The organism is Piscibacillus halophilus, assembly GCF_900110685.1.
Lineage (GTDB): Bacteria > Bacillota > Bacilli > Bacillales > Alkalibacillaceae > Piscibacillus > Piscibacillus halophilus.
The window spans coordinates 1-13439 of record NZ_FOES01000003.1 but is presented as its reverse complement, the minus strand read 5'-3'; the positions used below and the strand labels follow the sequence as shown (position 1 = coordinate 13439).

The 13439-nt window shown below is 35.8% G+C and carries 10 protein-coding genes; 4 read left to right on the top strand and 6 right to left on the bottom strand.

Annotated features, from left to right (window positions below; genetic code table 11):
• Positions 1–2 precede the first annotated feature (2 nt).
• The 5 genes from sigI to BMY57_RS02350 form a co-directional block, all read right to left on the bottom strand.
• Positions 3–734 (bottom strand): RNA polymerase sigma-I factor, encoded by a 732-nt coding sequence (sigI, locus tag BMY57_RS02370; protein ID WP_091772425.1) that lies wholly within the window; start codon positions 732–734, stop codon positions 3–5.
• A 67-nt stretch (positions 735–801) separates the two neighbouring features.
• Positions 802–1605: a S1C family serine protease gene (locus BMY57_RS02365; RefSeq protein WP_091772424.1), complete on the bottom strand. Its 804-nt coding sequence runs from the start codon at positions 1603–1605 to the stop codon at positions 802–804.
• Between the two features lie 13 nt (positions 1606–1618).
• Complete coding sequence (locus BMY57_RS02360; RefSeq protein ID WP_091772423.1) at positions 1619–3640, bottom strand: ABC transporter ATP-binding protein; 2022 nt, start codon at positions 3638–3640, stop codon at positions 1619–1621.
• 1 nt (position 3641) lies between these two features.
• Positions 3642–5384, bottom strand: a complete 1743-nt coding sequence (locus BMY57_RS02355) for an ABC transporter ATP-binding protein (RefSeq protein ID WP_091772422.1) — start codon at positions 5382–5384, stop codon at positions 3642–3644.
• A gap of 536 nt (positions 5385–5920) precedes the next feature.
• Entirely contained in the window at positions 5921–6943 is a 1023-nt protein-coding gene (locus BMY57_RS02350; RefSeq protein WP_091772421.1) for a TIGR00341 family protein, read from the bottom strand.
• A 102-nt stretch (positions 6944–7045) separates the two neighbouring features.
• Between BMY57_RS02350 and BMY57_RS02345 the strand changes: the two genes are divergently transcribed.
• Genes BMY57_RS02345 through BMY57_RS02335 form a run of 3 tightly spaced genes read left to right on the top strand, consistent with a single transcriptional unit; the run spans position 7046 to position 10792 of the window.
• The gene (locus BMY57_RS02345; protein WP_091772420.1) at positions 7046–8551 is read left to right on the top strand and encodes a spore germination protein; all 1506 of its coding nucleotides are present in this window, start codon (positions 7046–7048) and stop codon (positions 8549–8551) included.
• Between the two features lie 2 nt (positions 8552–8553).
• Positions 8554–9666, top strand: coding sequence for a GerAB/ArcD/ProY family transporter (locus BMY57_RS02340; RefSeq protein WP_091772419.1), 1113 nt, complete (start codon positions 8554–8556; stop codon positions 9664–9666).
• Positions 9650–10792 (top strand): Ger(x)C family spore germination protein, encoded by a 1143-nt coding sequence (locus BMY57_RS02335; protein ID WP_091772418.1) that lies wholly within the window; start codon positions 9650–9652, stop codon positions 10790–10792. Before BMY57_RS02340 ends, BMY57_RS02335 begins: the two co-directional genes overlap by 17 nt.
• A 38-nt stretch (positions 10793–10830) precedes the next feature.
• Here the strand turns inward: BMY57_RS02335 and murG are convergent, their stop codons facing one another.
• A complete protein-coding gene (gene murG, locus BMY57_RS02330; RefSeq protein WP_091772417.1) occupies positions 10831–11901 on the bottom strand; it encodes an undecaprenyldiphospho-muramoylpentapeptide beta-N-acetylglucosaminyltransferase in 1071 nt (356 codons plus the stop codon).
• Positions 11902–11993: 92 nt separating this feature from the next.
• Between murG and BMY57_RS02325 the strand changes: the two genes are divergently transcribed.
• The gene (locus BMY57_RS02325) at positions 11994–13349 is read left to right on the top strand and encodes an MATE family efflux transporter (RefSeq protein WP_091772416.1); all 1356 of its coding nucleotides are present in this window, start codon (positions 11994–11996) and stop codon (positions 13347–13349) included.
• Positions 13350–13439 lie beyond the last annotated feature (90 nt).

Sequence of the window (13439 nt, the reverse complement as noted above, 5' to 3'; positions counted from 1 at the left end):
GATTACACCCCCTTAATATAATCTTTTAAAAATGTAAAGTCTTCATTTATTAATATAAAAATAGCTAAAATATATTTACGATTTCGCTCAATGGTTTTCTTACTGACATTAACGATTGGGACGATTTTTTTAATAGGCAATCTCTTTTTCTTTAAAATGTATTCTTTAATCTCTTCATGTTCATATATGATTTTAGCGATATGCTGAGACGTTTTCTTTGCATCTTGATGTTTAGGAGAGACTCTTGCTAATTCTGAAAATGATAACTTATATTCTTTTAACTTCTCATTATATTCATCTATTTCAATTTGACGATGCCATGCTAATTCATCGTCATAAAAAACCTTTTTTGATGCATCAGCAATTTGCCAATCTTGTGAATGACTATCTTCATCACTATCTGACTGATCAAGTGAAATGGTCGAAAAGTCATTTTTTTCTGATCTTATGTAATCAATAACCTTTCGTGTAATGACTAATTTGGCAAAAGATAAAAAAGAACTACCTTTTTCCACCGAATAAGCATCAATCGCTTCATTAAAAGCCATTAATCCAATGCTAAACTCATCATCTCTTTCTGGATTTATATACCTTTTACACACTTTAGAAACACATGTTGCAATAAAAGGTTGATAATCCGCTAATAGATGATGACGGGTCTCCTCATCTCCTGATTGTACGGCCTTCACGTGTTCCTCGAGGGATACGTCATCTATTTTTGGACGCTTTAACACCCCTCATCACCCCCAACGTACTATAATTGTTCGGTTCCACATTTCCCTTTATGGGTGTTATACACCTTTATTCATATCGCTCATGAAACGATTCGATTGGAATGGCTAAACCGACTTTTCCATGTTCCTCACTTTGACGCGTAGCATAAATAACACCAATAACCTCACCTTGTTCATTAATTACAGGACTTCCGCTATTCCCTCGATAAACTGGAGCTTGAAGCATTAATACATCAGTGTCCAGTGAGGAATCAGAAAGGCCAATAATTTCACCTTCATTAGCAATTCCACTAAATCTTAAGGGATTACCAATAAAGTAAAACGGCTCATCCTTTTTAAACGTTGCTTGGTCTGCTAAATCGAGATAAGGAAATTCCTCTCCTTCTATTTTAAGGACAGCCAAATCTATATCAGGATAAGTTTCTACTATTGTGGCTGTATATGGGCCATCTTCTGGTAAGTAAACAAGTAATTGTCCTGATCGATCAATCACGTGATAATTCGTTAATATTTGTCCTTCTTCGGTAAAAGTAAAACCCGTCCCCTTACTTTCACCTGTATCGATTAATGCAATGGATTCTTTATATTCCTGAATATCCTCATCCATCATGAGCTGAGCGGATGTTTTGACGAAATCAATCGCGGCTAACGAAAAGAAATTGGGGATAGCTGCACCAATATTGATGACCATAAAAACAGCAATAAGCCAAAATACCCATTTAGGAAATGGGCGTTTTGGCTTTTGCTCTTCTTCTTTGTCTCTTTCACGTAATTCTCTCTTTTTTTCTTGTAATATTTCATACATTTCTTCTTCATCTATATTTTCATAAAGATCCTCATCGATGATATCTGGACGTTTATCATCAGTCATCTCGCTCACCTACTTAAGAGACATTCATTCGATTTCGACCAAGTTGCATTTCATACATATTAAAATATTCGCCACGTTCTTTCAAGAGGCTTTCATGGTTTCCTTTTTCTAATATTTTACCATGTTTTAAAACGAAAATTTGGTCAGCTTGTTGAATGGTTGATAATCGGTGAGCAATCACGAGTGTCGTACGGCCTTTTTTGAGTACATTTAAGGCTTCTTGAATCAGCCCTTCTGTTTCGGTATCAATATTAGCTGTTGCTTCATCCAAGATTAATATAGCTGGATTAAAGGCTAAAGCTCTCGCGAATGACAACAACTGACGTTGACCAGTGGAAAATTCATTTCCCTTCTCCTTAACGGGTTCATCATATTGATTAGGTAGCTTTTCAATGAATTTATCAGCACCAACAGCTTTTAACGCCTCAATGGCTTGCTCTCTTGAAATAGATGGGTCATCCATCGTGATATTTGAAATGATGGTACCAGTAAAAATAAATGGGTCTTGCAACACAATACCAATATGTTTTCGCACTTGTTGTTTTGAAAACTCTTTTGTATCTTGACCATCAATTAATATTTTCCCATGGGTGGGATCATAAAATCGAAACAGCAAATTCATAATGGTGCTTTTACCTGAACCAGTATGACCAACGAATGCGGCTGTTTGACCAGGTGTAATTTCAAAATTAATTCCATTTAGAACGTAGTCATCTTTCTCATAAGCAAATGATACATCGTTGAAAGAGACGTGACCTTCATATCGAGGAATAGAGCTATAATTCACTTCTTCACCTTTTTCGTCCATTAACTCGAAAACACGACCTCCTGATACCCTTGCTTGTTCTAGCTGAGCTAATTGGCTGACAATTTGATCAACTGGTTCAAATAGACGTGTTAATAAATCAACTAAAGCGTAAAGTAGACCAGCTGAAGCGAGTGTAGTTCCATCTAATGCCGCTCCACCGAAATAAAGTATGAAGACAACGAAGGCAACATTTCGCATTACATCGACTAAATTAAATGATGTCCATGCTGTAAAAGTATTCATTTTCGTTTGATAAACACGATGTTTTTCATTGAGCTCTTCAAACTCACCTGTCATTCGTTCTGTCTGATTATAAGCTTGAATAATTGACATACCTTGGATTGACTCATTTATATTCGCATTGATTTGGCTATTTGTTTCTCGAATGATTCGATTATAACGACCACCGACTTTTTTATATGATTTCATCCAAATAAACAATATTGGAATTAAAAATAAACAGATCGCTGCCAGTTTTGGATCAAGAATGAACAGCGCTACAAATATACCAAATATATAAATTGCACCAGAGGCAAACACCTCTAATACTTTTACATACAGCTCACGAATCGCCTCAGTATCATTCGTAACTCTTGCCAAAATTTTACCAGCTGGTTGATCAACGAAATACTTAATCGGTAAGCTTTGAATGTGTTCAAATACATCTCGACGCATTTTTTGAATAATTCGATTCGAGGCAAATTGTAATAAATACGTCTTGTAATATAAGAAATAGGATGCGATTAAGATTAATCCCATGTATAAGGCTAGCAACCACATGATCGAGCCGATTTCACCTTCAAAAAAAGTATAAACTTCGCCTGCTGATAATCTTTGACCAGTCGTTTCAATGGACTCTCCTTGATCATCCAAAACGAAACGATCTGAGTTCGATTCAACTATAGAAGCATTCAATGGAACCTTTTCATCAAATAAATAAAACGAGATCCCATCTTGATATAGGGTGACTTGTTCATCTGATGGTTGTTCTGTCCGATCGATCCTTTCATAAGTCATTCCGTTAAAATGAACCCCTTCATTATTTTCACTTACGACATAATGGTTTGCAACACCGACAATATGCTGATCAATTAAATGTTTAGCTATGAATGGTCCCGATAGTTCTAAGGCTACCGAAACCATCAAACATAGCAGACCGATAAAGATACTTTTTTTAAAAGACCACGCATATTGAAATAAACGCTTCTCGGTTGATGGTTGATCCATATTAATTCCCTCCCTCCATCTGTTGAATAACGAATTGCGTATAATACCAACCTTGATGTTTCATAAGTTCTTCATGTGTACCATGTTCAACAATTTCACCGTTTTCAAGAACGATGATTTGATCGGCATGTTGCACAGCTGACAATCTGTGTGCTGCTATCAATGTGGTTTTATTAGAACGAACTCTCTTTAGGTGTTCAATAATTTTAGACTCTGTCTTACCGTCAACTGCAGACAATGAATCATCAAGAATTAAAATTTCTGGATTTTTAATTAAAGCTCGAGCTAAGGATACCCTTTGCTTCTGACCGCCTGATAACGTCACTCCACTTTCTCCTACTAATGTATCGAGACCTTCTGGTAAATTTTCTATATCCTCACGTAGAGATGCCGTTTCTAATATTTCATAAATTAAATCATCCGAAGCATTTGGATTACCAAATAAAATATTTTCTCTCACTGTTTTTGAAAATAAAATATGATCTTGTGGTACATGACTGATCCAATCACGGGTTTGTTCTAACGATATCTCTTGAATTGGAACGTTGTTAATATATAAGGCACCTTTTTCAGCAGGTGGATATTCCCTTAATAACTGTCTAAACACGGTTGTTTTTCCTGCCCCTGTCATCCCTACAATACCGATTGTTTCTCCTCGTTGAATATTCAAATTGATATTTTTTAAATCATATTGTGATACGTCAGGATATTTAAACCATAAGTCTTTAAAAATAATCGATTCTGGACGTTCGACTAACTTAGGTTTTTCAGGAGTTGACACATCTGGTTTGTGGGATAAAATTTGATCTATTCGATCCAATGATGCATTACCTCGTTGCATCACATTAATCAATTCTCCAACTGCAAACATTGGCCAAATCAACATTCCTAAGTAAACATTAAACGAGACTAGTTTACCAATTGTAATATCCCCGCGAATCACTAAATATGAGCCAAACCCTAAACCAATCGTATAAGCTAACCCCACTAACACTTTGATTGTCGGCTCAAATAAAGCATCTAGTTTTGCTACATCAATATTCTTTTGAAAGACTTCTTCTGTTTTATCATTAAATCTTTTTTCATCCTGCTTTTCTTGAACAAAAGCGCGAATAACTCGAACTCCTTGAATTGATTCAAGTGTGTCGTTGTTCAACTCGCTAAAGGATGCTTGAGCTTTCATGAACCGCTCATGAATGGCTTTTCCGTATTTTTGCATAATGAACGCCATAATTGGTAATGGAATCAGAGCCGCTAAAGTTAATTTCACATCAATCGTAAACAACATAATCGCAATAATAAATGCCATAAAAACCGTTGAATCAACTAATGTAAGAATTCCGAATCCTGCTGTCATCATGATTGCTTTTAAATCGTTCGTTGCACGAGCCATCAAGTCGCCTGTGCGGTATTTCCCAAAGAAAGACGGTGTCATTTTCATAAAATGACCCATCAAGAGCGAGCGCATTTTCTTCTCTAATAGGATTGCTCTTCCAAACAATGTGTAGTCCCAGAAAAAAGAGATTAAATAACTTACGATGACTAAAGTTATAAAAAATGCAACTAACTGTGTAAAACGTTCATTCGTTAATTGATTCATTTGTATGGAATCAATGATTTCACCCAAAAGAGTTGGTGGAATAACTACGAGAACATTTACGATGATTAAAGCCGTAATAGCCAATGTGTACCGGATCCATTGCTCTTTAAAATACCATGATAATTTTTTAAATACGCTAATCATTTATGATTCCCCCTTTTAATTCAATTTTTGATGTTAACTAACCGTCATCCAGCCTATGCTGCCTACTAAATAAATGAAATTCAATGTTAATTCGTTTGCGAATTCCATTACGGTAAATCTCAAATGAAATCTTAAACAATTTCTTCACTCTCCTTTTGAATTTTGAAACATAATGACTCTGTTGCTCATAAAAACAAAGTCTATATAAATAAAGCACACTTGACCGTGGCCAAATGTGCTTTATAAACAACAAAAACGCCGCGATCATCATATAATCGCGACGTTAATTCACCTGATTTTTAACAATAAATATAAAGACAACGATATAACCCTATAAAGAGCTATTCCAGGTATCTATAGGTTTGGTCACGATATTTAAATATTGAATTTTTAATACTTCTACTGCATGCTGTCCATTGATTTGTACTCTTATCATTTTCGTGACCTCCTTTACCTGTTTTTTCTAATTACTTTAAAGATTATATACTGTTAAAATCAAAAAAGCAACACAATTTCGAAAAGTTTTTGAAATTGCATCAAAAGCCTATGAAAATAATGACAAAAATAATCGCTGCAATAATTGAAATAAAAAAGATTGATACAAGTCTCGATACACTAATCATGGATTCATCTTTCCACCTGACTGGTCGGACTCCACTTATAAAGAATATGATCACAGCACTCAGAACTATGCATGTAATATTCGTCATAATTAATAAAAATGCTCCGTACGTATCCGTCCATAATGCTTGCCCTATAGACATCCCGAAGGTAATTACGGGCGGGAGTAAGGCAACTGCGACCATGACCCCGACCAAATTGCTAGATAATCGATTTAAGATTGACATAGCCCCCGCTGCTCCAGCTGCTAAGGCTAAAAAGAAATCGGCTAGCGTCACTTCTGTTCGGTTTATATACTGACTAGATTCCGTGCCATTCACAAAAAAGAAACCAAAAATAGCCGAAATCAAAACAATTACAAATACCCCTGCAAACAGGGTAAACGCAGCTTTTCCTAAATGCTTTAAATCTCCTAAAACGGTCGCAAATCCCATTGATATAGCTGGACCGATTAATGGAGCAATTGCCATCGCCCCAATGACAACGGCTGTGTCATCTTTCATAAAACCAGCTGTCGCCACGATTGCAGAAAATATGACTAACAATGTGTAATTCAAAGTTAAATCGCTTTTTTCTTCCACTGTATGTTTTAACTCTTGACGACTCGCCCGAAGAAACTTTCTTTTTTCTTCTTCCTCTTCTTCTTCCTCTGGTAGTTCCTCTTTTGGTTGTTCTTCCTTCTGAATGGTTAAATGAGAAAAGTACGTATGCACTGGGAACAGAATAGTTTCAAATCCTTCGGAAGATCTTGAGACGGTTTCTAAATAGTTTAAAACTTCTTCAACATAATCAGATGAAATAATCATCCTAATTAAAATTCTCTCATCATGAGACTCTTCCTCTTTCCAAGTCCCTTCTCTTGAAAAGCTTCTTAACTTTTCTACGACAAAATGGTAGTTCTTCTTCGGCACATATACTTCTACTAATTGTAAATTCAAACGACCTCACCCACTGTAAATCTATATTGTATGAGCATTAGTATTTACATATTTTCGTTTAACAATCACATACTATTCATAAAACATTTGAAGGAGATCAACATGAGACGGAGAAGCAGAAAAAAGACTTCATCAAGCTATTTCCCATGTGAAATTGATAAATTTGCGACGGACATAAAGGATTTTTTTCAATCGTCACCAGATGTCTCTAGCAAACAATTCGAACATCAAGGTCAAAAGATAATTGTTATTTTCATTAATTACATGGTTAAAAAAGAGAATATTTACAAGCACATTATCCATGTCATGCAGCAATCTGATGAAGAATGGAACACAGAATCATTAATGAACAAGATCCCTATCTCAGGCGGAGAACTAAGATCCTCTCTTAAAGAAATTGGAGAAGACTTAATGATGGGTTCAGTTGCTATTTATATAGAGGGGCAGGAGCACTGCATTACATATGGCGTCCCACAACTAGAACAAAGAGAGCCTGAGAGAGCTGAAACTGAATCTCTGATCTTTGGACCCCAAATTGCTTTTACAGAATCGATACAAACTAATCTAAATATCATTCATTGGCGATTAGATAATCCTTCATTAGTAACTGAAAAATTCATTGTTGGGAATGAGATTCCAACCGAGGTACGTCTCGTTTATCTTAAGAGTATCGCTGATGACGAAAATGTCAAAGAAATGCGTAGAAGACTAAACAAACTTCAAACAGACGATGTACTAGAAAGCTCTGTTTTAACGCAATATATTGAAGATAACTCATATTCTATTTTTCCACAGCTTTATGTGACAGAATTACCTGATCGTTTCTGTTATGAAATTAAAGAAGGAAAAATAGGTGTTATGGTTGATAAAAGTCCTAGCGGGGTCATTGCACCTACAAACTTCTTTAGCTTCTTTGAATCAACTGAGGATTTATATACTCGTTGGAACATGGGGACGTTCATTCGTTTCATGCGTTTGATTGCCATGTTTCTATCGATTACATTAACGCCGTTTTATGTTGCTGCAATAACGTTTCACTACGAAATTATACCAACAGCTTTACTTGTATCACTAGGTCACTCGCGCTCTCGAGTACCATTTCCGCCATTGCTCGAGGCTCTAATACTTGAGTTCTTAATAGAATTAATTCGTGAGGCCGGAGCACGGTTACCAACCAAAGTCGGTCAGACAATGGGTATCGTAGGCGGTATCGTAATTGGACAGGCCATTGTACAAGCAGGTTTTACGAGTAATATTTTAATTATTATAGTGGCACTTAGTGCTCTCGCTTCATTTACAATTCCTAGTTATTTAATGGGTACTGCCATCCGAATCATGCGTTTCCCATTAATCATTATGGCAGGCCTTTGGGGGGTTATCGGTATTTTCTACAGCTATGCCCTAATCTTAATTCATGTCGTAAAACTGCAATCTTTAAAACGTCCATATTTTTCACCAATTTATCCATTTCGTTACAAGGACTTAGATAATTCGATTTTGCGACTTCCATTTCTCCAGAGTAATTATCGTGCCGCTTCAAATATGCCAAAAGATAAAAAACGTTTTGAGGAACCATCCAATACTAAAAAACGGGATATTGAGGAATAGCTATGAAAAGTCTATCTATACCAAAAGAAAATCAAATAAAAGCCTGGTATTTATTTATTATTCTACACACCATGCAAGTCGGTGTTGGTATGGCTGGATACCCTAGATTAGTATTTATGGAAGCCCGACAAGACAGTTGGATCCCCATTATTATAACAGGGTTAATTTTACATTTAGTCATTGCTTGTATGGTATTTGTTTTAAATTCATTTGAAAAAGAAGATTTACCCGGGATCTTAACAAAATCGATGGGGAAATATGTTGGCCTAGTTGTCAGTTCACTATTTGTCATATACTTTTTACTCCTATTTCTAAGTGTCATCGCAAACTATATCGAATTTGTCCAAGTATTTATTTTCCCACAAATGAAATCTTGGTTCATTGGATTACTCCTTCTGACATTGGTTTGGTATGCCGTCTATGGAGGAATAAGAGTAGCCATTGGATCTAGCTTTGTATTCTTTCTATCTTCAATATGGATGGTTGGATTATTACACAAACCCATCACTCAAATTGATTCGAGAAACTATTTTCCTATGTTTCAAGTTGGATTAGATGAAATTTACCAAGGCGTGTTAATTTCCTCTTACACGTTTTTAGGGTTTGAATTGTTATGGATGGTATATCCATTCATTAACGATAAGAAAAGAGTGGGACGTTATAGCCAATTTGCCATCGTGTTTACTGTTGCTATGTATTTATTAACGACCATGGTTGCAATTGGGTATTTTTCCCCTAGGCAATTGGAGGAAAAAGTTTGGCCACTTCTAACATTGTTTAAAGTTATTTCTTTTCCAATGTTTGAACGTTTTGATATATTAGCCGTTGCGTTATGGATTCTAGTTATATTACCAAACCTGATTTTACTCGCTTGGATGGTTAGTTTCACTTGCAAGCGTGTTCATGGCTGGAAACAAAAATATTGTCTAGCTGTCATGATTATATTTTCTCTCTTATTTGTCTCAATCTTTGATGACCGAGAACTTGTAAATAAATTAACGGATTTCACAGGTAGAGTTGGGTTATTTTTAGGTTTTGGATTTCCTTTTGTGCTCCTTCCATTTGCGATTAGACAACGAATGAAAGGGAAGAAAAAGAATGCAAAAAGTTCTTAAGTTTATACTCATTAACTTAATGTCACTTACTCTACTGGCAGGTTGTGTCGAAAAGAATGTCCTAGAACAATTAGGAATCGTAACCGCTTATGGGTTCGATAAAGCAAATGGTAACGACATGCTTCAATTGACAACAGTGTTATTTCAATTTAACCCAGATATTACAGATGCTTCTCAAATTATTTATAGTGAGGGACATACATTTAGAGAGTTAAAGAAAAATGCGAATAAAAAATCGGGATATAAAATCGTTTCTCGCCAACTTAGAACCATCTTGTATGGACCTGAATTAGCTAGAGGAGGCATTTTCCCTTATATTGATACTTTAGAACGTGACGCTGCTATATCTGATATGGTGTATATAGCCGTTTCTAATCAGCCAACTCAACACGTTCTAAGTGCTACAAACTATGAACAGTTACCCAATATTGGGACTTACATTCAACGGTTGATTGAGACAGCAATCGAAGACGAGCAATTAAATAGTAATACTTTGCATGAATTTACACGAGCATTTTTTACAATTGGACAGGATCCATTAGTACCTATTATTGAAAATCATAATGATAAAGCTCAATTAACTGGGCTAGCTATATTTCAAGATGATCGTTATGTAGATGAACTTCCATTAGACGATATTTTTTATGTGTTATTAATGACGAAACAATTAAAAGAAGGTAAAGTTGAACTAAACTTCCCTATAGAGTCGTTTCTTAATTATATGGAGGGTTACGAAAAACCCGATTCTGATCAAGTCTTTGTTGTCTTAGAAAAAATCAGTAATAAGACTGACGTAAAAATCACAGATATTGAGAACTTAAAATACAGAGTAGATATAAATCTTGAAGGTAGACTCGTTGAACTAACCGAACGAATTGACTTAAGTAACAGAGAAGCATTAGATCTGCTTGAAAAAACAATCAATAAGCAAATAGAAACTAAAATTGAAGAATTAATTGAGAAGTCTAAAGAAGCCAATGCTGATTTCTATGGTTTTGGAAAAGAATATAAATCTAAAAAAGAGGGGAAAAATATCACGAAAGAACAATGGCGTGACATGTTTCAAGATATTGATGTTCAAGTGAATGTATCAACTACTATACGTAGTTATGGAATTATTGAATAATAATTTAGCTCAAGAGAGGTAATCTCCCTTGAGCTTTTTTATTTCATGGTTTGTTTAATCAGTTCTACGACATCTTGCTTTACTTCTTGAGGTTGATATTGCATCATTTTATATTTATAAGTATCACGGTTTTGATACAAGTCCTCTGTTTTTTGAACTAGATGTTCTCTTGTTAATTCCTCTTCTTCAATCACTTCCGCATAATTTTGTTTTTTAAATGAGTTCGCATTTAAAATTTGATCACCACGGCTCGATTGTTTTGAAAGAGGAATCAGTAACATCGGAATTCTTAAGGCTAAAAATTCAAAGATAGCATTCGAACCAGCACGCGAAATCACCACATCTGTAATCGCAAATAAATCTTTTAATTCCTCCGAAATGTACTCATATTGGACATATCCAGCCTGTTGAACGGATGGGTCGATTTTCCCTTTTCCGCATAAATGAATAACTTGGAAGTCTTTTAATAAAGTTGGTAATGCCAACCGAACAGATTCATTAATTTTCTGTGCACCAGCACTTCCACCCATCACAAGGATAATCGGTTTATCTTCTGTTAAACCTGTGAACTGATAAGCCTTTTTAGCGTCACCTTCAAACAGTTCTTCTCTAATAATTGCACCCATATGCTTAACTTTTTCTTCAGGTAAATGCTTTGTTGTTTCTGGAAAAGTAGTTAAGATATATGAGCTAAATTTCGTCGCAATTTTATTAGCTAAACCAGGTGTATAATCAGATTCATGAATAATAGATGGAACACCCGTCATTTTCGAAGCCATTACTACGGGAACAGATACAAACCCACCTTTTGAAAACACAATGGAAGGCTTAACTTGTTTAAGTATTTTTCTTGCTTGAAAAATACCTTTTAAAACACGGAACGGATCTTTTATATTTTCTTTAGATAGATACCTTCTTAACTTCCCCGTTGCAATTCCGTGATACGTTACCCCATCTAAGTGGCTAATTAAATCTTTTTCAATTCCATTATATGAACCGATGTAATGAACATCATAACCTTCCTTTAAAAATTCAGGTATTAGAGCCAAGTTCACGACTACATGGCCTGCTGTACCTCCACCGGTAAAGACGATCGATTTTTGACTCATACATGTCTTCCCTTCTATTCTTATCAAGTAAAATCAAGTATAATGTCATATTAACAAATGTCGTTCGTTTTGAATAGGAGCGAGGTTGAATAATGTACGAAACTCATGGGATTTCAGAAAAACTGTCACTATTTATTAAAATATTAATTCCGATCTTGGTCACTCAAGTCGGCCTCTATTTAATGAATTTTTTTGATACGATTATGGCGGGGCGAGCAGGCGCGAATGATTTAGCAGGTGTTGCGATCGGGTCGTCCATTTGGGTTCCCATTCTTACTGGTGTAACAGGAATTTTAATGGCAATCCCACCGATTGTCTCTCAATTAATGGGTGCTCAGAAAACCAATCAGATTACACATGTAATAAGGCAAGGGGTCTACCTGTCTGTTTGCATTGCTGTACTCATTTTTATAATCGGAATATTTGTGTTGACACCTGTTCTAAACGCATTATCTTTAGAGGAAGAAGTAAGTCATATTGCTAAATACTATTTAGTGAGTCTTGGCATTGGAATGGTTCCACTATTCTTATTTAATTTATTAAGGTCATTTATTGATGCGCTGGGGCAGACAAAGATTTCTATGCTGATTATATTATTAGCTTTGCCCTTGAATGTTTTCTTTAATTACCTATTTATTTTCGGTAAGTGGGGAGTTCCTGCTTTTGGTGGAATTGGGGCAGGAATGGCATCTGCCATCACTTACTTAATTTCCGCGAGTATATCTGTTTGGATTGTACAAAAGAGAGCTCCTTTTAATCGCTATCAAGTTTTTTCAGCAATTGAACGGCCATCTTTTACGGCGTGGAAGGAACAATTGAAGATTGGTATTCCAATTGGGATAACGATTTTCTTTGAAACAAGTATTTTTGCAGCCATTACATTATTGATGAGTGTTTATAATACTGAAACCATAGCTGCCCACCAAGCCGCGATTAATTTTGCGACGTTGTTTTACATGCTGCCATTGGCAATTGCCATGGCGCTTACCATTGCGGTCGGTTTTGAAGTAGGAGCTAATCGATTAAGGGAAGCGACGGCTTATGCCAAGATTGGGATTAGTTCTGGAGTGATCTTTTCGTTAGTTAGCGGGATTTTGATTTATATGTTCCGTGAGCATGTCGCCATGTTATACAGTAATGACCCTGTAGTCATTGGACTGATGCAGCACTTTTTAATTTATGCTATCTTTTTCCAATTATCGGACGGAATTGGGACCCCAATCCAAGGAGCGTTGCGTGGGTATAAAGATGTCAATGTCACATCCGTAATTGCGCTAGTCTCTTTTTGGGTGCTAGGACTTCCAGCTGGATATGTCGCGGCTAATTTTACCGCGCTAGGTCCATATGGTTATTGGGTTGGCCTCATAACTGGATTAGGATTTGGTGCCATTGCATTATCGGTTAGACTGTTTTTTGTAAATAAAAGGAAGGTTTTGATAAGTGGTTAGAGGCTGGGACAAAACCCAGTAAAATAAAAAATCGTGGAAGACATCAAAATTGATGTTCTCCACGATTTTTTTATACTCTTTTTTAATTTT